Source organism: Burkholderia sp. BCC0419 (genome assembly GCF_902830285.1).
Classification (GTDB): domain Bacteria; phylum Pseudomonadota; class Gammaproteobacteria; order Burkholderiales; family Burkholderiaceae; genus Burkholderia.
This window is the reverse complement of sequence record NZ_CADESR010000006.1, coordinates 100,957-120,760: the sequence shown is the minus strand read 5'-3', so window position 1 is coordinate 120,760 and position 19,804 is coordinate 100,957. Positions and strand designations below refer to the sequence as shown.

Here is a 19,804-nt window from a genome sequence, read left to right as displayed (position 1 = left end):
TGAGTACCCGAAATGCACCCACCTTCCATCCCCGACACCGCCCCGCAAGTCCTGCTCGTCGACGACGATGCGGAACTGCGCGACCTGCTGCGCAAGTTCTTCCAGCAGCGCGGCATCGAGTTCTCCGTTCTTCACGATGCAACGAATCTCGTACGGCGGCTGGAGCGCGAGCGGCCGGCCATCATCGTGCTGGACCTCATGATGCCGGGCGGGGATGGCCTTACCGCACTCAAGCAACTGCGCGCGAGCGGCGACACGATTCCCGTCATCATGCTGACCGCGCGCGCCGAAGGCGCGGACCGCGTGCTGGGGCTCGAACTCGGGGCGGACGACTATCTGGGCAAGCCGTTCATGCCGCAGGAACTGCTCGCGCGCATCCATGCAGTGCTGCGCCGCCAGGGGCCACCGCGAACCACGGCGGTGCGGGAGAAGCGTGCACCTTGCCGGTTCGGCCGTTTCGAACTGGATTTCTCGACGCGCACGCTGCTGTGCGAAGGCACACCCGTGAAGCTCACTGGCGGCGAGTATGCGCTGCTCGAGGTGCTGGCCTCGCACCCCATGGAAACGCTATCGCGCACGCGGCTCATCGAACTGCTCCACGGTCCGGATGCCGAAGTGACTGAGCGCGGCATCGACGTGCCGGTATGGCGCCTGCGCCGCCTGATCGAGGACGATCCATCCAATCCCCGACGGCTGCAAACTGTGCGCGGGATCGGCTACATGTTCATTCCCGACAACCCGGCCGATGAAGAATCCACTTGATACGATGTTCGGCCGGCTCGTCGTCACCACGGTGGGCCTGCTCGTGCTGGTTCACCTCACGTCGCTGCTGTTGATCGAGCGGACCCGCGCGAGCCTCGCCGCCTTCCATATTTCGCGCGTAGTGGAGGCTGCCGCCAGCATGGGCGGCCAGGACAGCGGCGGTGAGCGGTCCGTGGCGGATATCCTCGGTATTTCGTTCGTGGACCTGAAGCAACTGCCGGCCGCCGATGCGCAGCGCTTTCGCGGCGACACGAACGGGCCCGTCGAACGGCAATTGCGGCACGTGCTGCCGCCGGGCACCCACGTGGCAATGGACGGCGGCGGCACGCTGCGCGTGCTTCGGGCGGGCAGCACGCGTGGCATCGTGCTGCCGCGAGCCGAGGTGCCGCTGAGCCGTTTCACCGGGATGCTGGCGTTGACGCTGGTGTTCGCCATCGCGGTTGCCGTCGTGCTTGCCTGGCAACTGAATCGCCCCATTCGCGATCTTGCCGCAGCCGCGCGCGAATATCGCATCGGTCGCCATCTGAACATCGTGCGCAAGCGCGGGCCGCGCGAATTGCGCGAGCTGATCGGCGACTTTAACGACATGACGGGCGAGCTGGCCGTGGCCGAGCGCGAGCGCGCCGTGATGCTGGCGAGTATCGCGCACGACCTGCGCACACCGATCACACGCATGCAGGTGCGGGCTGACCTGCTGACCGACCGTGGCGATCGCGAGGGTTTTTTGCGCGATACCGAGTCGATGTCGCGTGTCATCACGCAGTTTCTCGACTTCGCGCGCGAGATCCCCGAAGGTTCGCCGCAGATCAGCGTGGACACGTATTGTCGTCGCGATTACACCGGCGCGCCGGGTCCGAGCGGCGAAGCGCACCTGGATGCGCTCGTCACGCTCGATCTTCACGCGGGGCCCGGCTTCATGCTGCCCACGGTCGATATCGACCGCACGCTCTCGAACCTCGTCGAAAATGCGCTGACCTATGGTGAGCCGCCCGTGGAGATCGCCACGCGAGCGCATGGCGAGCACTACGAACTCGTGGTGCGAGACCACGGGCCCGGCGTATCCGAGCTCGATCTCGACCGTGTGCTGCGTCCGTTTGTCCGGCTCGATCCCGCTCGCGGTGGCACCTCGCACAGCGGCTTGGGCCTGGCCATCGTTCACCGCCTCGTTCGCCATAACGGCGGCACGCTGCAGATTTCCAACGCGGCCGACGGCGGGCTTGTCATAGCGATGAGGTTTCCGAAGCACAGCGCCGCGCAATGAAGCGCCGCAAGCGGTGTCGTCACCCGTTTGCATGCGCCGCGAAGGTCGGCACGACACAAATAGCCACGCTCGCCAACGTAACGAGCCCGAGAGTATTCCGAGAACAGTCCTGCCGCCGCGAAGCTCTGGCTGCTGTAGCAGTGATTCATCGCGACGGTGGCGATCTTCTCGCCGTGTGCAAGATGCTTGAGCGCGAGCAGCCGCCGCGCCCGCTAGCTCGCGCCAGCGGCGGACCACCCGAGCATCACGCTACAGCAACCGCTCGGACAGTACGCGGAATGCGACGTCGGGCACGACGAAGCACAGCGGTTCGCCGGTCGCGCCGATGCGGGCGAGGAAGTCGCCGCCGCCTGCGGGCCCGACCGTCTTCAGTGGCCGCACCGCGTCGACGTCGATCGGCAGGTCGATCGACGCATACGCGAGGCGGTCGCAGTCCTCGACATGGGCGACGGCCGCGTGCTGCAGCGACAGCGCGGCGACGGCCGCGCGCCAGCCGTCGAAGAACGGCGCGAATGCATCGGGCAGCGTCCGGTCGTGCGACGTTTCGGCCGTGCAGCGGAAGTCGGGCGCGCTGCCGCCGCTCCCCGCCAGCCGCGTGTCGTAGCGTCCGTCGCGCGCCGCATGTGTAAAGGGCCGCGCGAGATGCGACGGCAGCGCGTCGCTGAACAGCCGGCTGCCGAGCGCATAGAGCGGGTGATCGAACACGTTCTTCACGAACAACACGGTGCGCTCGGCCGGCTTCCCGTCCGGCAGCGCGTCGACGTAGAGGCGCCAGTTGCTCTGCAACGGCGACGGAAACACGCGCCGCAGCGGGCCGGCGAGCCGCGGGCCGAAGTGCCGGTGCCGGTAGGTGAGCGTCGTGAACAGCGTGCGGCCGCCGCGGCTCGCGAGCGTGACGCCGTGCGGCACGAGGTGCGCGGCGGCCGCGACGTCGACGACCCACGTGCAATACACGACATGCTCGACGTCGCTCGCGAGCTGCAGGAACGGCAGCCGCGACAGCAACGCGCGGCGTGCGCGCAGCAGCGGGCCGCTCGCGACGATCCGGTTGGCGAGCCGGCCGACGAGGCCGGTGGAGGGGTAAACGAAGGCGTTGTCGTAGCGCATGGGCGGCATTGTGCCGGGGTTGTGGCACGGGCGGAAGACGGTGCGCGACGGCGATCGGCGCGCCACCCGGGTATTGTGGGATTCGTGCCGTGCAGGCATATTGTCCGGGCGATCGGCGCCGGGATGTGCCGGTTCGCGTCGGGAATCAAAAACACAACACGCACGCACCAATCCATGGGGTTTGCATCATGACCGACTCTCTCGATCGCAGGCGCTTCCTCAAGACGGTATTCGGCTCGGCACTCGGCATCGGCGGTCTCGGCATGCTGCAGGCCTGCGGTGGCGATTCGGTATCGTCGGATCCGCTCGCGCCGGTGCCCGATGCACGGATCGCGGCGGCCGTCGCCCAGCTCGATCCGCTCGTGAGCGCGCTGCTCGGCAGCTCGGGCGTGCCGGGTATCGCGGTGGCCGTCGTGCACGGCGGGAAGACGCTGTTCGCGAAGGGTTACGGGGTGGGCAGCACGGCTACCGGCCAGCCGGTCGACGCCGACACGATCTTTCAGCTCGCGTCGGTTTCGAAGTCGATCGGTGCGACGGTCGTTGCGTCGCAGGTCGGCAAGGGTGTCGTGAGCTGGGACACTCGGATGCAGCAACTGATGCCGTCGTTCGCGCTGTCCGATGCGTCCGTCACGCAATCACTGACGGTCGCCGACCTGTATGCGCACCGTTCCGGGCTGCCGGAGCATGTCGGCGATCAGCTCGAGGAACTGGGATTCGACCAGGCGACCGTGTTCAACCGGCTGCGCGAGATCCCGCTCACCGGCTACCGAAGCCATTACGCATATACGAATATCGGCTTGACGGCCGCGGCGATCGGGGTCGCGAGTGCGGCGGGCATCGACTGGGCGACGCTGTCGGAACAGGCCGTTTATGCGCCGCTCGGCATGACGCGCACGAGCTCGCGATACGCGGACTACCTGGCGAGCGCGAACCATGCGGTGGGGCATGTCCCCGTCAAGGGCGTGTTCGTGCCGGTTGCGGCCCCACGCGATGCCGACCTGCAATCGCCGGCGGGCGGCGTGAGCTCGTCGGTGAACGATCTCGCGCGATGGATGGCGATGGTGCTGGCCAACGGTCGCGCTGGCGCGACGCAACTGATCCCGGCCGCCGCGCTGTCGCCCGCCCTGTCGCAGCAGATCCTGATCCGCCCGGCGAGCGCCGAGGGCGCCGCCGCATACTACGGCTTCGGCTTCAACGTCGGCACGACCGCCGACGGCGGGCGGCCGATGGTCAGCCATTCCGGCGGCTTCCTGCTAGGCGCCGGTACCTTCTTCGTGCTCGTGCCATCGCTCGACATCGGCATCGCCGTGCTGACCAATATCTGGCCGGTCGGCGTGGCCGAGGCGATCGGTTTCGCGTTCCTCGACCTGGTCCAGTACGGCGCGCAGCAGCGGGACTGGCCGGCCTTCGCGAAGGAGCAGACGGCCGGGCTGACCGCGCCGGCCGGGACGCTGGCCGGTGCCGCCGCGCCCGTGTCGCCCGCGCCGCCGCAAGCGTTGACCGCCTATGCGGGCACTTACGGCAACGACTATTACGGGCCGATGACGGTGACCGTCGTCGACGACGCGCTGGTGCTGACGATCGGCCCCGGCAACGTATCGTTCGCATGCACGCATTGGGACGGCGATACGTTCGCGATCAGCCCGTCGGGTGAAATGGCGCCGCCCGGTTCGAAATATCCGCTCACGTTCGCCGGCACGCCGCCGACGCGCGTGACGGCCGAACTGTTCAGCGACGGCGGGCTGAACGTCTTCACCCGCTGACGGCGGCGCCGGCTCAGTACCCCGACCCGCCGCCACCCTGATCGGTGACGATCGCGACCCCCGAACTGGTCCCGAGCCGCGTTGCGCCGGCTTCGAGCATCGCGAGCGCGGCTGCGCGGTCGCGCACGCCGCCCGACGCCTTCACGCCGAGCGTCGGCCCGACCGTACGCCGCATCAGCGCGACATCCGCGAGCGTCGCGCCGCCGTGGCCGAACCCGGTCGACGTCTTCACGAACGCGACGCCGAGATCGCGGCACATCTCGCACACGCGCACCTTCTCGTCGTCGGTCAGCAACCCCGTCTCGAGGATCACCTTGAGCGGCACCGTGCCGCAGGCGCGATGCACGGCGTCGATGTCGGCCTTCACGTCGTCGGCGCGGTCGCTTTTCAGCGCGCCGATGTTGATCACCATGTCGATCTCGCCGGCGCCCGCCGCGATCGCGGCGGTGGCTTCGAATGCCTTCGCGGCGGACAGCCCCGCGCCGAGCGGAAAGCCGACCACGGCACAGACGAGCACGCCGGTATCGGCCAGCTCGCGCGCGGCGAGCGGCACGTTCGCCGAATTCACGCAGACCGAGTAAAAGCGATGCTCGGCCGCCTGGCGGCAGAGTTCGCGGATCTGCGCGTCGTTCGCGTCGGGCGCGAGCAGCGTGTGATCGATGGTTTGGGCGAGTTGGGCGTTGGAAAGCGGCATGTGTCAGGACTCCACGGATCGTGTGCGGAAAGGGCACACGGAAAGTTGATGTTTTCACATCGGTTTGTTACAAATACGACATTCCGGCCGGGCCTGCGTGCCCGGCACGACGAGCGACTCACGCGGCGGGCACGCAGGATACAGGCATGGAAACAAAGAAGGGCGAACGGATCAAGACCTTGATGAACGTGCTGCAAGGGCAGAACGCGATTCATCTGAGGGAAGTCGCCGAGCTGTTCGGCGTGTCCGAAATGACGATCCGCCGCGATCTCGCGGACAATCCGCATGGCCTCAGCCTGATCGGCGGCTACGTGACGCGCCATTTCGCCGCGCAGCGCAGCGACATCGGCGAGTACCTGATCAGCGCCGAGAACAACCGGCAGACCGAGGAAAAGCGCCGCATCGGCAAGCTGGCCGCGCAATTCGTGACGACCGGCGACACGATCTTCGTCGACTGCGGGTCGACCACGCCGTTCATCGTCGACTTCATTCCGGACGACCTCGAATTCACGGCGGTCTGCAATTCGCTGAACGTGTTCGCGAAGCTGCAGCAGAAGCCGCATTGCAACGTGATCCTGTGCGGCGGCGCGTATCACCGCCAGAACATGGTGTTCGAATCGGTCGCCGAAACGGGCATCCTCGATTCGGTGCGCGTATCGAAGGCGTTCATCTCGGCGGCCGGCGTGAGCGAGCGCTGCGGCGTCACGTGCTTCAACTTCCACGAAGTCGATGCGAAGAAGAAGGTGATGGCGCGCGCGCAGAACCGCTTCCTGCTGGTCGATCACACGAAGTTCGACGAAGTGCGCGCGGCCTATTTCGCCGAACTGACCGATTTCAATTACGTGATCTCCGACGGGCAACTGAGCCGCCGCTACGAAACGGCGATCCGCGAGCACGGGATCGCGCTCGTGACCTGATGCGGCGCGGGCGTGCAGCGCGCTTTTCATCGCGCTTCTCATCGCATCACGCATCGCGCGCTTCCGCCGTGCTGAGGTAGCCGGTGACGACCTCGAAGCGGCGCGACTCGCCCGGCGCCAGCGCCGCGACGTGGCCCTTGCGGCGCTCGGCTTCGTAACCCTCCGGCTCGCAGGTCGACGGCAGCGCGAACGCGGCGACCTGCTGGTCCGCATTGTGCAGGATCCAGCGCGTCGCATGCGGGAATTGCGCGGGGCGGTACGCGGTGTGGAACGCGCCGCCGTCCGGATGCGCGAGCCGGAAATGCGCGACGCCGTTGGCATCCGTTTCCACGTCGTTCATGAAGAACACGATCTCCGGGTCGTACAGCGCGGGCGCATCGAGCGTCGCGAGCCGCGCCGGTTCGCGCGCGAGCGTGGCCGTGTAGTCGCGCCACACGGTGGTCGGCTTCACGTGCGCGGGCACGCTGTCGCGCAGCCGCATGCCGCCGCGCGGCAGCGACTGCACGAAGCGGCCGCCCGGCACGTACGCGTAGTTCAGGTGGGCCATGTACATCAGGTCCATCGGCGCGCCGCCGAGGTTCGTCACGTCCATCGCGATCGTCATCCGCGCGTCGTGCTCCGCCAGCCGCACCGACGGACGCGCGACGTAGTGGCTGCCGAAGCCCTGCACGTATTCGTATTCGCCGGTCACTTCGACCGTTGCGCCGCGCGCATCCGTGCCGACGACGAGGCTTGCGCGATCCATCGGCGCGCACGGCATCTCGCCATGCAGCGCGTGCGTGTCGTCCGGCCCCGGGCAGCCGTTGCGCAGCAGCCCGCTGTGGAACATGAAGCAGCCGTAGGTATCGATGATCGACGTCGCGCGCTTCGGCTGCCGGAACATGTGCTTCATCGTCAGGTCGTGGCCGTCGAATTCGGCGGCCCAGATCATCTGGCCAAGATATGGCAGCACGACGAGATGACCGCGGCGGTTTTCCAGCTTCAGCGCCTCGACGCCGGACGGATACGCGAACGCGGTGACGGTGAGGCCGTCGGTGCGGTACAGCGTGCGCGGCGCTTCGCGGAAGTCGTCGCGCCGCAGTTCGATCTCGCCGCGCATGGTCAGGCTCCCGACGTGTGGCGCGTCGCGGCGTAGCGCGCGGACGCATGGCCGTCGGCCGCCGCGTCGGGCGTGGCCGCCGGCAGGTGACGCAGGCAGTAGAAGCCGTAGTAGACGATCACGACGAAGCACAGGAGCGGCACGACGAACGCGAGCTGCATGTTGCCGCCCGTGTGATCGGAGATCAGCCCCTGGATCAGCGGCACGACCGCGCCGCCGACGATGCTCATCACGAGGATCGAGCCGCCGTATTCGGTGTCCTTGCCGAGACCGTCGATCGTCAGCCCGTAGATCGTCGGCCAGCACGGGCCGAGGAAGATGCTCACGCACACGGCGGCATACACGGCGGTGATGTTGTGCACGCTGATCGTGTACGCGAGCAGCGCGATGCACAGGATGCCGTAGACGATCAGCACCTTGGCCGGCCCGACGCGTTTCATCACGAGCGTCGCGACCAGCTTGCCGACGAAGAACGCGAAGAAGGTCGCGAGCAGGTAGCGCGATGCGCCGCGCTCGGTGAGGCCGCCGATCTGCATCGCGAGCCGGATCGTGAAGCTCCACACGCCGACCTGCGCGCCGACATACAGGAATTGCGCGACCACGCCCGCGACGAAGCGCCGGTTGCCGAACAGGCGCGCGAGCGTGCCGCGCGCGTCGATCCGGTGCGTGACCTCGCCCGCGCCGTTGCCCTTGCATGCCGGGTACGGCGTGAGCGCGAACACGATGAACACGGCGACGAGCACGACGATCAGCCACTTGTACGGCTCGAGCGTGGCCTGGATCATCGCGAGCTGGTGCGTGTGGGCGTCGGCGGCCGACATCGCCGCGAGCTGCGCATGCGACGCGTCGCCTTCCTTGAAGATCAGGAAGCTGCCCATGTAGACGCCGGCCATCGCGCCGAACGGATAGAACGTCTGCGAGATGTTCAGCCGCCGCGTGCTGGTGTTGCGCGGGCCCATCAGCGTCGAATACGAGTTCGACGCCGTTTCGAGGAACGACAGGCCCGCGGCGATCACGAACAGCGCGACGAGGAACATCCCGTACTTCGCCATCGACGCGGCCGGGAAGAACAGCAGGCAGCCGGTCGTGTAGAGCAGCAGGCCGACGAGGATCGTCGTCTTGTAGCTGAACTTCTTCACGACGGTCGCGGCCGGAATCGCGAGGAAGAAGTAGCCGAGATAGAACGCGGACTGCACGAACGCCGATTCGAAATCGGACAGGAAGAACGATTTCTTGAACTGCGCGATCAGCACGTCGTTCAGGTTCGCGGCAGTGCCCCACAGCGCGAACAGGCAGCACAGCAGCGTGAATGCGAAGAGCGGCGTGCGATTCAGGTAATAGCCGTCGGGGGCGTGTTCGATCCGGGTTCGGCTCATGGGTGTCTCCTTCCCAATGTCTCGTCGATGAAGGCGCCGGTCAGAAGCCGGCGTCGTGGAGGAAGCGTTCGAACGTCGCGGCGTCGGCGTACGACTTCTGCGTGCCGAGGCCCGTGACCGAATGCGCGGCGTATGCGGACGCGTAACGCATCGCGTCGGCGGCGTCGCGCGACGCGGCATAGCAGTGCGCGAAGCAGCCGATATACGCGTCGCCGGCGCCCGTCGTGTCGCGCGCATCGACCGGCACGCCCGGCACGTGCCGCGCGCCCTCGCGCGACACCAGCAGCGAACCCGCGCTGCCGAGCGTGACGAGCACGTGCTTGAGCCCGCGCGCGACCAGCGCTTCGGCGGCGCGGGTCGCGCTCTCGCGCGAATCGACCGGCATGCCCGACACGATCGCGAGCTCGGTTTCGTTCGGCACGAAGAATTCGACGGAACGGATGCGCTCGAAATCGAGGTCGGCGACGGCGGGGGCCGGGTTCAGCAACACGGGAATGCCGTGCCGCTCGCCGAATTCGATCGCGTGATAGACGGTGTCGAGCTCGATCTCGAGCTGCAGCACGATCAGCGCGCATTCGGCGAGCATCGGCGCGGCCGCGTCGATGTCGGCCGGCTGCAGATGGCGGTTCGCGCCCTTGACGATCAGGATGCTGTTGCTCGAATCGGGTTCGACGAAGATCGGCGCGACGCCGCTCGGCACGCCGGCGACCTTGCGCACGTGCGTGGTGTCGATGCCTTCGCGCTGGAAGTTGCGGATCGTGTTGTCGGCGAACACGTCGTCGCCGACCTTCGTGACCATTACGACGCGCGCGCCGAGGCGTGCGGCCGCGACGGCCTGGTTCGCGCCCTTGCCGCCGCAGCCGAGCTCGAAGTTCGGCGCCTCGAGCGTTTCGCCCCGGGCGGGCATGCGCGCGACATAGGTCACGAGGTCGACCATGTTGCTGCCGATGACGGCGATTGTCTCCATCTGCGTCTCTTCCTTGGTATGGGGGGCGGCGGCGCGCGCGGGTGGCGGCGGGTCGCGACAGGTGATAATAAAATCACATAGGATGTGAAAATGCAATCCTGTGATGTTATGAGGGTCACCTTATGGCTGGCGGGGAGGCGGACGAGACGCCCCATGCCGCTGTCGGCATACAAAAAGATTGCACTGGTGGTCCCTGATTTTCTGGCGTTATCACGACGTGCGAGCGGCTGCGGTGCGGAGAGAATTGGGGGAGCGAAAGCGCTTTTTCCAATGTCGGATCAAATGCCCTACAATCGAGTATCATCTGATACCAGGCTGGGAGCCGACATGTCACTCGTTACCCCCGAAGCGGTAGCCGCGGTCATGGGACTGCGACCGGTCCCGCACACGCTGGCTGAGTTGGAGGCACTAGTGCGCGACGGTCTGCCGAAGTCTGCGCTGCGGGCTGGCGTCGAACATGCGGCGCGAGGTGCCGATGCCCGCCGCGCGCTGCTCGCCCGCATCATCCCTGAGGCAACCTATAAACGACGCCGAGACCGGCTGACGCAAGACGAATCAGAGAAGACCGAGCGCCTCGCCCGCATCGTGGCCACGACCACCTACGTCTGGAGCGACGAAGACGATGCACGGGAATTTCTGTCGACGCCCCACCCTGAACTGGAGGGACGGGCACCGCTCGATGTCGCGCTGACCGAACTCGGTGCGCGCCGGGTCGAAGAATTGCTCTGGAGGCTGTTCTACGGGCTGCCGGCATGAAGTTGTTTCGCATTGCTGATACGCGACACACGATCTGGAGCGGCACCGGCGCGATGCTTGTCGGTGGCCGCTTTAATAGTCCGGGGCGGCCCGTCATCTACGCGGCTTCGACCTTCGCAGGTGCAATGCTGGAGGTACTCGTGCATGCGCGAATCGGCAAGGTACCGAGAACGCACGGTTGGGTCGAAGCAACCGTTCCCGACGATCTTAGCGTCGAGCATCACACGGCAGAAACGTTGCCGAGAGAATGGGATGCGGCAGCACTGCAGGTAGCACGGCAGTTCGGCGACGCATGGCTGACCGAATCGAGGACAGCGCTCCTGATCATCCCTTCCGTTGTCGTCCGGGCAGAGTTCAACGTGCTGGTGAATCCGGCGCATCCTGACGCGGCGCGAATCGTCGTGACAGATCCTCAACCCGTGGTGTGGGACGAACGCCTCTTTATCATGCGACCGGCCGGGCAGTCATAGCGCCTCGATGGCCTGAGCCTTCGTTACTGCACAACGCGGCCGAACTGGCGATTCGCAGGGGCGACGAATTTGTCGGTATCGCGCACCTCGAGCATGTCTGCCGACTTTCCGAGTAGCGTCGTCCCATGGCCGATCGCTCCCAGACCCTTCTACGAGGAAGCGTTTGGAGGTTGGTTGGGCCGTGTTGCGACACGGTATCAGGTCAGCGTTCCGATGCTGTGGGAAATACGTTGCCGGCACTTGGAACGGCGGGATGGATGCTGTTCCCACCGGTTTCCGATAGGGTGCTGCAACGATTCGCAGCACTCGCCCGTCTTGATGATGACAGGTTCGATTGCATACAGACGCCTTCGGACTGGATCACTGAGCGTCGTTACCGATCACAGGCGCAAAAGAAAGCGCAGTGCGGGAACGCGCGCGATGCGGGTCAACCGGGATCGCGCGTGGTCGATGCGACGCCGCACTACGCCCGGTCGAGCAGGTCGACGAGCAGCCTGGCCCCGTCGGCCCCCTTCGTGGAATCGGTCCACAGCCGGTCGATCATCTTCCGGTACATCGCGACGGCATCCGCCGACGTGGTGATCGTCGCGATGCCGGTACGAATGTTCGGCAGCTCGCCGAGCCGGAACGGCGATACCGCGATATGCGCGCTGTCGTCGTCCTCGAAGATCTGGAAGGTCTCGTTCGGCAGGTTGTCGCTGACGATGCCGATACGCACGCCTTTCGCATCGTCCTCGAGCATCCCGACGATCCGCATCACTTCCCGGCGCGCGGCGAGTTTGCGCTCGAGCTGCACGCCCGGCGGCAGCCCGAGGCGGCCGACCAGGCCGTGGTGCAGGAACTGCTCGATCTGGCGCAGCCCGATCAGGCTCGTCACGTTCAGCGGTGCGCGCCGGAACGCGGCTTTCCGGTCCGCGAGGATCGCCATCACTTTCGACAGCGTCTGCCGCCACGCGGCATCGGTCAGCGACGGCGGGATGCTTTCCTCGAGCATCTGGCGCAGCCAGCCTTCGTAATCGTCGGAGGTCAGCAGGAACGAGAACGGGTCGAAATGCGCGAAGATCCGCTGCGAGCGGCTCTCGATCTGCCGCATGCGCTCGAAATAGCTGATCGCCGAATCGTGATACTCGACCTCGACGCCCATCAGGTTCGCGAGCGACACGCCGAACAGCGCGGCGAGCCGCTCGAGCGTATCGATCTTGACAATCTCGCCGCGTTCGAGCTTGTAGACCGCCGCGCGCGAGATGTTCAGGCGCTCGGCGACATCCTCGCTGCGCAACTCGGCAGCCATCCGGTACGCGCGCAAGCGCTCGCCAATGCTGTCGAAGTCGAAGCGCGCGCCGCGCAGACGCGTTTTTCGGGAACCGGCGGTGGACATGAAGTACCTCTAGGTGGCGGGTGAAAAATCGACAGACACCGGGTTGCGCGACCGCGCCGCGCCGCCATCCTGCGGACGGCATCGCGAAGATCGATGCTTGTCTATTTTTTTGTATCGGGTATTTTAACGTAGCCGACAGCGGATGCTCGCACACCCCGCGGCTTGCGCTCGTCTTGTGCGCGGTAACGGCCCGCGACCGGACCGTGTCCGTGTCCGTGTCCGTGCGCGTGCGCGTGCGCGTGCGCGTCGTCTAAATATTTGGACGAACGGCGAGCGCGCAGACGCTGTCGGCGATAGAGGCATCGCATCTTCCAGACATTCCCACGTGCCGGCCCATTGCGCCGGGAGGAGAAAAGCATGACGTTGCGCACCCCGCGCGCCCGATTTCGGGCAGGATTCCTGATGGCTGGCGCGGCAGGCGCCCTTGGCATCGCGCCGCTCGCGCACGCGCAGTCGAGCGTGACGCTGTACGGCGTCGCTGACGCTTTCGTCGGTTCGGTGAAGCAACCCGGCGGGCGCACGGCGCTCGTGCAGTCGGGCGGCGGGATGACGACGTCGTTCTGGGGGCTCGGCGGCAGCGAGGATCTCGGCAACGGCAACAAGGCGTTCTTCGTGCTCGAAAGCTACTTTCAACCGCAAAGCGGCGCGTACGGCCGCTACGCCGGGGACAGCCTGTTTTCGCGCAATGCGTACGCGGGATTGCAGACGCGGTTCGGCCAGCTTCGTCTTGGCCGGATCACGACGCCGCTGTATCTCGCGACGATCCAGTTCAACCCGCTGGTCAATTCGTACACGTTCTCGCCGATGATCTTCCACACGTTCAAGGGCGTGGGCGCCGAGGGCGTGGTCGGCGATTCGGCGTGGAACAACGCGCTCGCCTATACGAGCCCGACGTTCGGCGGGTTCAATGCGGGGCTGCTGTATGCACTCGGCAATACGGCCGGCCGGAACGGCGCGAAGAAATGGAGCGTCAACGCGAACTACGCGCGCGGCGCGTTCGCGGCCGCCGCGATCTTCCAGTACGTGAATTTCAGCGCGACGCCTGGCGATCTCGACGGCGCGCTCGCCGCGGCGCCGGGCCTGTCGAGCCAGCGCACGGTGCAGGTCGGCGCGTCGTACGACTGGCGTGTCGTGAAACTGTTCGCGCAGTACATGAACGTCGCGAACCGCGCGCAGCGCGGCAACTTCCACGGCGATACGCTGCAGGCCGGCGTCAGCGTGCCGATCGGCGTGGGTTCGCTGCTGGCGAGCTACGCGTATACGCATTCGAGCGGGGCGCTCGCCGACGGCGCGCATCGCAGCACCGGCGCGCTCGGCTACGACTATCTGCTGTCGAAGCGCACCGACCTCTATTCGGCGATCAAGGTCGATCACGTCGGCGGGCTGTCGACCGGCATCACGTACGGCGCGGGTCTGCGCACGCGTTTCTGACGCAGGCATCGCGATGCGAGGCTTCCCGGTTTACCCCGACGCATCGGACGCTTGCATTCCGTTTTTGATACGGGTAGTCTAAATATTTAGACGAGGAGGAGAGCATGAACCTTATGGACGCCACGCAGTGGCTGGCACAGGACGTCGTCGGCTTTTCCGACATTCACCGGTTCGCGACGCGCTGCCGCGACGCGGCGGCGCCGCACGGGCGGGAATCGGCGGCGCTGGTGCTGCTCGCACAGGCGGCCGCGACGTTCGCCGAACGGCAGGAGGGCGTGGCGGTCTGCACGGAGACGGTGCAGGCGTTTCTCGCCGAACTGCGCGAGCACGCGCGGCGACTGAGCGATGCGAGCGCGGGCTCGGACGACGCGCTGCTCGCGGCGCTCAACGGCTTCGCCGCGCAGGTGTCGAAGGAACTGGTCGTCTGATGCGCGACGCCGGCGCGAATCTGCCCGGGCCACGCCCTTAAGCTGTGCGATGCCGACGATCGGGTTGCGGCCAGTCTGTCTAAAAAAAACGACAAACGGCCGCCAGGCGGACCGCCGGCATCGATATTCCCTCCTCACGATACGGACAATCATGGAAGCGAACCTTCGATCCTCCGCCGCCGCGCCCGCCGGCGCACCGCCCGAACGGGTGTCGCGCTACGCGTGGAAAGTGCTGGCCGGCTCGGCCATCGGCTATGCGATGGACGGCTTCGACCTGCTGATCCTCGGCTTCATGCTGCCGGCCATTTCGGCGTCGCTGCAGCTCGGCGCGCAGCAGGCGGGGGCGCTCGTCACGTGGACGCTGGTCGGCGCGGTCGCGGGCGGCGTGATTTTCGGCGCGCTCAGCGATCGCTACGGCCGCGTGCGCGTGCTGACCTGGACGATCCTGCTTTTCGCGGTGTTCACCGGGCTGTGCGCGTTCGCACAGGGCTTCTGGGATCTGCTCGCGTACCGGACCATCGCCGGCATCGGCCTCGGCGGCGAATTCGGCATCGGCATGGCGCTCGCGGCCGAAGCGTGGCCTGCAGCCAAGCGCGCCCGCGTGTCGTCGTACGTGGCGCTCGGCTGGCAGAGCGGCGTGCTCGCGGCGTCGCTGCTGACGCCGCTGCTGCTGCAGAGCGTCGGCTGGCGCGGCATGTTCGCGATCGGCGTGCTGCCCGCGATCGTCGCCTGGGTGCTGCGCAACAAGCTGCACGAGCCGGAAGTGTTCGTCCGGAGCCGGCAGCCGGCGCGCACGGGCGCGCGTTTCCGGCTGCTGTTCGCCGATGCGCGCACGACCCGCACGAGCATCGGCATCGTCGTGCTGTGCGCGGTGCAGAACTTCGGCTACTACGGGATCATGATCTGGATGCCGACGTTCCTGTCGAAGCAGCTCGGCTTCTCGCTGACGAAATCCGGATTGTGGACCGCCGTGACCGTGCTCGGGATGATGGCCGGCGTCTGGCTGTTCGGACACCTGGCCGACCGGATCGGCCGCAAGCCGACGTTCCTGCTGTACCAGCTCGGCGCGGTGGCGATGGTGTGCGTGTATTCGCGGCTGACGGACCCGGCCACGATGCTGTGGGCCGGCGCGCTGATGGGCATGTTCGTGAACGGCATGGTCGGCGGCTACGGCACGCTGATGTCCGAAGCGTACCCGACCGCGGTGCGCGCGACCGCGCAGAACGTGCTGTGGAACGTCGGCCGTGCGATCGGCGGCCTCGGGCCGCTCGTCGTCGGCGCGCTCGCCGCGCGCTATTCGTTTCAGATCGCGATCGCGATGCTGGCCGCGCTGTACGTGCTCGACATGATCGTCACGGTCACGCTGATTCCGGAACTGAAGGACCGCGCGCTCGACTGACGCGCGTGCCTCCCGCCCAACCGTAACGAGGAGAGAACGATGGACGTGATCGACGGGGCGCGCGCCTGCGCGCAGCCGTGGGCGGCCACGGTGGCCACGCACGCGTGCGACGTGGTCGCGCATCGCGCGGTGAACCGGCGCTATCGCTATCTGCGCGTGCGCGCCGACGCGCCGCTCGCGAGCGTCACGCAGGCCGGCCAGTTCTATCAGCTCGTCTGCCCCGTCAGCGATCTGCACCGGCCATTCCTGCCGCGCCCGATGAGCGTGTACGGCGTCGGCCCCGGCGCCGGCGAAATCGAGTTCCTGTACAACGTGACCGGCGAAGGCACGCGTGCGCTCGCGCAGCTCGGCGTCGGCGCGCGGCTGTCGATCGTCGGGCCGCTCGGCCGCCCGTTCACGCTCGACGCCGGTGCGCGACGGCTGCTGCTCGTCGCGCGCGGCGTCGGTCTCGCGACGATGGCGCCGCTCGTGCAGCGCGCGGCGCGGGCGGGCATCGCGCTGACGGTCGTGATGTCGGCGCGCACGCCGGACGACCTGATGACCGCGGAATTCCTGCGCGGCGCGCCGGCCGACGTGCATGCGGTGTTCGACAGCGACGGCTCGTCGGCGGTCGCGAACGTGGACGCGCTGCTGCGCGCGAGAATCGCGCGCGATCGGCCGGACGCGGTCTACACGTGCGGCTCGCAACGGTTGCTCGCGCTGCTGCAGCGCGTGCTCGCCAGCCATCCGTCGATGCGCGGCGAGGTCGCGCTCGAGCAGCGGATGGCATGCGGGATGGGCGTCTGCCTGTCGTGCGTGCGGATGTTCGACGACGGCGCGACCCGCGCATTCCGGCGCGTGTGCCGCGAGGGCCCGGTGTTCGCGATTCGCGACGTGGTGACGGAGGGGGAGGTGGAAGTTGGCTGACCTGAGCGTACGCGTGGGCGAACTGCGCCTGCGCAATCCCGTGATGCCGGCATCCGGCTGTTTCGCGATCGAGTATCGCGATGCGCTCGACCTGACCGGGCTCGGCGCGCTCGTGATCAAGAGCGTGTCGCCCGTCAGCCGCCCGGGCAACCCGACGCCGCGTGTCGCCGACGCGGGTGACGGCATGCTGAATTCGATCGGCATTCCGAGCCGCGGCATCGACGACTATCTCGAACACGTGCTGCCCGCGTACACGGGCCACGGCACGCCGGTCGTCGCGTCGGTGTCCGCCGATACGGCGGACGCGTTCGCGCACGCGTGCGAGGCGCTGTCGCGGCCGGACGTCGCGGCGATCGAGGCGAACATCTCGTGCCCGAATCTCGAGGCGGACGGCATGGCGTTCGGGATGGACGCGGGCATGACCCGGCAGGTCGTCGACGCGATCCGCACGCGCACCGGGCATCCGCTATGGGTGAAGCTGACGCCGAACGCGGGCAACATCGCGAAGATCGCGCAAGCGGCGCAGGACGCGGGCGCCGATGCGATCGTGATGGGCAACACGGTGCTCGGCATGTCGATCGACGTGCGCACGCGCCGGCCGTCGCTCGGCAACGTGATGGGCGGCCTGTCCGGGCCGTCGATCAAGCCGATCGCGCTGCGGCTCGTCCACCAGTGCTACCGCGCCGTGTCGATTCCGGTGATCGGCTGCGGCGGCATCCGGAGCGCCGCCGACGCCATCGAGTTCCTGCTCGCCGGCGCGAGCGCGGTGCAGGTGGGCACGGCATCGTTCCGCGATCCGGGCGTGATGCGCACGATCATCGACGGGCTCGAGCAGTTTTGCGCGGACGAGGGCATCGGCGCGATCGCGTCGCTGACCGGGCAGGTCAGGCTCGACGCGGAGCTGAGCGAGCGCTGGCGGCGCTTTTGCGCGGCGCCGGCGCGCGCGGGCGGCACGACGGCGGGGGCATGATGAACGCGCATACCGACAGGCCGGACGCGCCGGCGGACATCGACGTGCACGACGCGGCGGCGCTGCCGCTTGCCGAACTGACGGCGCTCGCCGAGCAGTGGTTCGACGAGATCCGCGTGCTGTCGGCCGACGGCGTGGGCGTCACGCGCGAGAGCTACGGCGACAGCGAAACGGCGGCCGCGCAGCGGCTGGCGGCGCACGCAGAACGCGAGGGCATCGCGGTGCGCGCCGACCGCGCGGCCAACCTGGTCTTCAGCCTGCCCGATGCGGACCCGCAGGCGCGTGCGATCTGGGTCGGCTCGCATCTCGACTCGGTGCCGCATGGCGGCAACTACGACGGGCTCGCGGGCATCGTCGCGGGGCTGCTGTGCCTCGTCGCGCAACGGCGCAGCGGCTGCGCGTCGCCGCACCCGTTGAACGTGATCGCGCTGCGCGGCGAAGAGAGCGCCTGGTTCGGCAAGGCCTACATGGGATCGAGCGCGCTGTTCGGCCGGCTGACGCCGGACGATCTCGCGATGAAGCATCGCAGCACCGGCCGCCCGCTGGCCGATTGCATGGCGGCGGCGGGCGTCGACATCGACGCGGTGCGGGCGCGCAAGCCGCTGTTCGACGTGCGGCGCGCGCATGCGTATCTGGAGCTCCACATCGAGCAGGGGCCCGTGATGGTCGCGCGCGGGCTGCCGGTCGCGGTCGTGTCCGGCATTCGCGGCAACGTGCGGCACAACTCCATCAGCTGCATCGGCGAGGCCGGCCACTCCGGCGCGGTGCCGCGCGACCTGCGGCACGACGCGATCTTCGCGGTCGCCGAGCTGATCACGCGGCTCGACGAGCACTGGCGCCGGCTGCTCGAACGCAACATCGATCTCGTCGTGACGACCGGCATCGTGTCGACCGACCAGGACGAGCATTCGATTTCGCGGATTCCCGGCCAGGTGCATTTCAGCTTCGAGGCGCGCAGCGAGAGCACGGAGACGCTCGATGTCTTCCATGAGCTGCTGATCGCCGAATGCAATTCGATCGCGCGCGAGCGTGGCGTGCGATTCGATTTCGACCGGCGGTTGGCGAGCGCGCCGGCGCGGATGGATGCCACGCTGCGCGCCGCGCTTGCCGACGCGTGCACGCGGCTCGACGTGCCGTATGCGACGCTGCCGAGCGGCGCGGGCCACGACGCGGCGCTGTTCGCGAACGCGGGCGTGCCAAGCGGGATGCTGTTCGTGCGCAACGATCACGGGTCGCACAACCCGCACGAGGCGATGTCGATCGATGATTTCATGCTGGGCGTGCGCGTGCTCGCCGACACGATTGCGCGGCTGTGACCGGCGACACGGGGAGCGATGGCGGCCGACGCGCCGTGGATCCGGAAGGCGTGCGGCTCACGCCGACGGAACGTGTGCGCCCGCGCCGCCTTCCGCGCGGTTCACCTGCGCGAGCACGAAGGCATAGACGTCATCGAGCGCCGACACGATGCGCGTGCCGGCCGCGACGCCATCGAACGCGCTCGCGGGCCCGGCGCAGATCAACGGCTTCGCGAAGCGCGCCGCGAGGCGGATCTCGTCGAGCGTGCCCTTGCTCCCCGGCAGCGCGACGACGACATCGCTCGTCAGCACGTTCACGTAGTTGCGGCTCAATGCATCGTCCGGCGCGTCCGCTTCCTTGCGCGGCAGTGGCGTGACGATAGGCAGGTCGATGAACGGATTCGGATAGCCGGCGATCGGCACGAAGCCGAACAACGGGTGCGCTTCGCTCGGCACGATGCCGATCGAGCGGCCGCGGCGCCCCGGCGTCGTCGCGTAGGCGCGCGCGACCGACAGCATCACGCCGCGGCCGGCACCGGTCAGCAGGTCGAATCCTTGCGCGGCGATCCACGTTCCGAGCGGCGTCGCCCACTCCGGCCATTCGTTCTTGCCCGAGCCCATCACGCCAATGATCGCCATCTTGTCCTCCTGGTTGGCCGACGCGCGGCGCGTCGATCTCGGCGATCGCGCGTACTGTTCGTCTTTTTAATTATACACATCGACCGATTTCTGGTGATGTGACGGCGATGACGGGCTGAAAATTATGGATTTTCCCGCCTTGCATTTTTCCTTCACTTTATTTAGTCTAAAAAAATAGATTTATCG

19 protein-coding genes are annotated in these 19,804 nt (G+C 67.5%); 12 read left to right on the top strand and 7 right to left on the bottom strand.

Annotated elements, in window-relative coordinates; translation table 11 throughout:
* Positions 1-12: 12 nt before the first annotated feature.
* Together HWW87_RS25955 and HWW87_RS25950 are read left to right on the top strand one after the other, a co-directional pair.
* The gene (locus tag HWW87_RS25955) at positions 13-762 is read left to right on the top strand and encodes a response regulator (protein WP_175822692.1); all 750 of its coding nucleotides are present in this window, start codon (positions 13-15) and stop codon (positions 760-762) included.
* Positions 746-2,023 carry an ATP-binding protein gene (locus tag HWW87_RS25950; protein WP_175822691.1) on the top strand — a complete coding sequence of 426 codons (1,278 nt, stop codon included), beginning with the start codon at positions 746-748 and terminating at the stop codon, positions 2,021-2,023. The genes HWW87_RS25955 and HWW87_RS25950 overlap by 17 nt, the downstream gene beginning before the upstream one ends.
* A gap of 249 nt (positions 2,024-2,272) precedes the next feature.
* Here the strand turns inward: HWW87_RS25950 and HWW87_RS25945 are convergent, their stop codons facing one another.
* Complete coding sequence (locus HWW87_RS25945) at positions 2,273-3,139, bottom strand: DUF2071 domain-containing protein (protein WP_175822690.1); 867 nt, start codon at positions 3,137-3,139, stop codon at positions 2,273-2,275.
* Between the two features lie 179 nt (positions 3,140-3,318).
* On the opposite strand from HWW87_RS25945, the gene HWW87_RS25940 reads away from it, so the two are divergent.
* On the top strand, positions 3,319-4,893 hold the full coding sequence (locus tag HWW87_RS25940) for a serine hydrolase (RefSeq protein ID WP_175822689.1): 1,575 nt from the start codon (positions 3,319-3,321) through the stop codon (positions 4,891-4,893).
* A 13-nt stretch (positions 4,894-4,906) separates the two neighbouring features.
* Here HWW87_RS25940 and deoC read toward each other — a convergent pair whose 3' ends face one another.
* Positions 4,907-5,587, bottom strand: a complete 681-nt coding sequence (gene deoC, locus HWW87_RS25935; protein WP_175822688.1) for a deoxyribose-phosphate aldolase — start codon at positions 5,585-5,587, stop codon at positions 4,907-4,909.
* A 146-nt stretch (positions 5,588-5,733) separates the two neighbouring features.
* On the opposite strand from deoC, the gene deoR reads away from it, so the two are divergent.
* Entirely contained in the window at positions 5,734-6,504 is a 771-nt protein-coding gene (gene deoR, locus HWW87_RS25930) for a DNA-binding transcriptional repressor DeoR (protein WP_012337409.1), read from the top strand.
* 46 nt (positions 6,505-6,550) lie between these two features.
* Here deoR and HWW87_RS25925 read toward each other — a convergent pair whose 3' ends face one another.
* The 3 genes from HWW87_RS25925 to rbsK are packed head-to-tail and all read right to left on the bottom strand — an operon-like array spanning position 6,551 to position 9,946.
* Entirely contained in the window at positions 6,551-7,603 is a 1,053-nt protein-coding gene (locus HWW87_RS25925) for an aldose 1-epimerase family protein (protein WP_175822687.1), read from the bottom strand.
* A 2-nt stretch (positions 7,604-7,605) separates the two neighbouring features.
* Positions 7,606-8,979: an L-fucose:H+ symporter permease gene (fucP, locus tag HWW87_RS25920; protein ID WP_175822686.1), complete on the bottom strand. Its 1,374-nt coding sequence runs from the start codon at positions 8,977-8,979 to the stop codon at positions 7,606-7,608.
* Between the two features lie 40 nt (positions 8,980-9,019).
* Complete coding sequence (gene rbsK, locus HWW87_RS25915) at positions 9,020-9,946, bottom strand: ribokinase (protein ID WP_175822685.1); 927 nt, start codon at positions 9,944-9,946, stop codon at positions 9,020-9,022.
* A 327-nt stretch (positions 9,947-10,273) separates the two neighbouring features.
* Here rbsK and HWW87_RS25910 point away from each other — a divergent pair, with 327 nt between their 5' ends.
* Both HWW87_RS25910 and HWW87_RS25905 read left to right on the top strand, forming a co-directional pair.
* On the top strand, positions 10,274-10,702 hold the full coding sequence (locus HWW87_RS25910) for an antitoxin Xre/MbcA/ParS toxin-binding domain-containing protein (protein WP_175822684.1): 429 nt from the start codon (positions 10,274-10,276) through the stop codon (positions 10,700-10,702).
* Entirely contained in the window at positions 10,699-11,172 is a 474-nt protein-coding gene (locus HWW87_RS25905; protein WP_175822683.1) for an RES domain-containing protein, read from the top strand. Before HWW87_RS25910 ends, HWW87_RS25905 begins: the two co-directional genes overlap by 4 nt.
* Before the next feature lie 463 nt (positions 11,173-11,635).
* Here HWW87_RS25905 and HWW87_RS25900 read toward each other — a convergent pair whose 3' ends face one another.
* The gene (locus HWW87_RS25900) at positions 11,636-12,550 is read right to left on the bottom strand and encodes a helix-turn-helix transcriptional regulator (RefSeq protein WP_085043334.1); all 915 of its coding nucleotides are present in this window, start codon (positions 12,548-12,550) and stop codon (positions 11,636-11,638) included.
* 357 nt (positions 12,551-12,907) lie between these two features.
* Between HWW87_RS25900 and HWW87_RS25895 the strand changes: the two genes are divergently transcribed.
* From HWW87_RS25895 to HWW87_RS25870, 6 genes are all read left to right on the top strand, one after another.
* Positions 12,908-13,981 carry a porin gene (locus HWW87_RS25895; RefSeq protein WP_175822682.1) on the top strand — a complete coding sequence of 358 codons (1,074 nt, stop codon included), beginning with the start codon at positions 12,908-12,910 and terminating at the stop codon, positions 13,979-13,981.
* Positions 13,982-14,085: 104 nt separating this feature from the next.
* Positions 14,086-14,409 carry a hypothetical protein gene (locus HWW87_RS25890; RefSeq protein WP_175822681.1) on the top strand — a complete coding sequence of 108 codons (324 nt, stop codon included), beginning with the start codon at positions 14,086-14,088 and terminating at the stop codon, positions 14,407-14,409.
* A gap of 151 nt (positions 14,410-14,560) precedes the next feature.
* Positions 14,561-15,808 (top strand): MFS transporter, encoded by a 1,248-nt coding sequence (locus HWW87_RS25885; protein WP_175822680.1) that lies wholly within the window; start codon positions 14,561-14,563, stop codon positions 15,806-15,808.
* A 39-nt stretch (positions 15,809-15,847) separates the two neighbouring features.
* Positions 15,848-16,714, top strand: a complete 867-nt coding sequence (locus HWW87_RS25880) for a dihydroorotate dehydrogenase electron transfer subunit (protein ID WP_175822679.1) — start codon at positions 15,848-15,850, stop codon at positions 16,712-16,714.
* Complete coding sequence (locus HWW87_RS25875; RefSeq protein ID WP_175822678.1) at positions 16,707-17,684, top strand: dihydroorotate dehydrogenase; 978 nt, start codon at positions 16,707-16,709, stop codon at positions 17,682-17,684. Before HWW87_RS25880 ends, HWW87_RS25875 begins: the two co-directional genes overlap by 8 nt.
* Complete coding sequence (locus tag HWW87_RS25870; protein WP_175822677.1) at positions 17,684-19,000, top strand: hydantoinase/carbamoylase family amidase; 1,317 nt, start codon at positions 17,684-17,686, stop codon at positions 18,998-19,000. Before HWW87_RS25875 ends, HWW87_RS25870 begins: the two co-directional genes overlap by 1 nt.
* Before the next feature lie 57 nt (positions 19,001-19,057).
* Here the strand turns inward: HWW87_RS25870 and HWW87_RS25865 are convergent, their stop codons facing one another.
* Complete coding sequence (locus tag HWW87_RS25865; protein ID WP_175822676.1) at positions 19,058-19,618, bottom strand: DNA-binding protein; 561 nt, start codon at positions 19,616-19,618, stop codon at positions 19,058-19,060.
* Positions 19,619-19,804: the final 186 nt, after the last annotated feature.

What these genes read in the sequence shown, in the direction of transcription:
- HWW87_RS25955 (WP_175822692.1), top strand. Translation starts at nt 13, where the DNA reads ATGCACCCACCTTCCATCCCCGACACCGCCCCGCAAGTCCTGCTCGTC.
- HWW87_RS25950 (WP_175822691.1), top strand. Translation starts at nt 746, where the DNA reads ATGAAGAATCCACTTGATACGATGTTCGGCCGGCTCGTCGTCACCACG.
- HWW87_RS25945 (WP_175822690.1), bottom strand. Translation starts at nt 3,139, where the DNA reads ATGCCGCCCATGCGCTACGACAACGCCTTCGTTTACCCCTCCACCGGC.
- HWW87_RS25940 (WP_175822689.1), top strand. Translation starts at nt 3,319, where the DNA reads ATGACCGACTCTCTCGATCGCAGGCGCTTCCTCAAGACGGTATTCGGC.
- deoC (WP_175822688.1), bottom strand. Translation starts at nt 5,587, where the DNA reads ATGCCGCTTTCCAACGCCCAACTCGCCCAAACCATCGATCACACGCTG.
- deoR (WP_012337409.1), top strand. Translation starts at nt 5,734, where the DNA reads ATGGAAACAAAGAAGGGCGAACGGATCAAGACCTTGATGAACGTGCTG.
- HWW87_RS25925 (WP_175822687.1), bottom strand. Translation starts at nt 7,603, where the DNA reads ATGCGCGGCGAGATCGAACTGCGGCGCGACGACTTCCGCGAAGCGCCG.
- fucP (WP_175822686.1), bottom strand. Translation starts at nt 8,979, where the DNA reads ATGAGCCGAACCCGGATCGAACACGCCCCCGACGGCTATTACCTGAAT.
- rbsK (WP_175822685.1), bottom strand. Translation starts at nt 9,946, where the DNA reads ATGGAGACAATCGCCGTCATCGGCAGCAACATGGTCGACCTCGTGACC.
- HWW87_RS25910 (WP_175822684.1), top strand. Translation starts at nt 10,274, where the DNA reads ATGTCACTCGTTACCCCCGAAGCGGTAGCCGCGGTCATGGGACTGCGA.
- HWW87_RS25905 (WP_175822683.1), top strand. Translation starts at nt 10,699, where the DNA reads ATGAAGTTGTTTCGCATTGCTGATACGCGACACACGATCTGGAGCGGC.
- HWW87_RS25900 (WP_085043334.1), bottom strand. Translation starts at nt 12,550, where the DNA reads ATGTCCACCGCCGGTTCCCGAAAAACGCGTCTGCGCGGCGCGCGCTTC.
- HWW87_RS25895 (WP_175822682.1), top strand. Translation starts at nt 12,908, where the DNA reads ATGACGTTGCGCACCCCGCGCGCCCGATTTCGGGCAGGATTCCTGATG.
- HWW87_RS25890 (WP_175822681.1), top strand. Translation starts at nt 14,086, where the DNA reads ATGAACCTTATGGACGCCACGCAGTGGCTGGCACAGGACGTCGTCGGC.
- HWW87_RS25885 (WP_175822680.1), top strand. Translation starts at nt 14,561, where the DNA reads ATGGAAGCGAACCTTCGATCCTCCGCCGCCGCGCCCGCCGGCGCACCG.
- HWW87_RS25880 (WP_175822679.1), top strand. Translation starts at nt 15,848, where the DNA reads ATGGACGTGATCGACGGGGCGCGCGCCTGCGCGCAGCCGTGGGCGGCC.
- HWW87_RS25870 (WP_175822677.1), top strand. Translation starts at nt 17,684, where the DNA reads ATGAACGCGCATACCGACAGGCCGGACGCGCCGGCGGACATCGACGTG.
- HWW87_RS25865 (WP_175822676.1), bottom strand. Translation starts at nt 19,618, where the DNA reads ATGGCGATCATTGGCGTGATGGGCTCGGGCAAGAACGAATGGCCGGAG.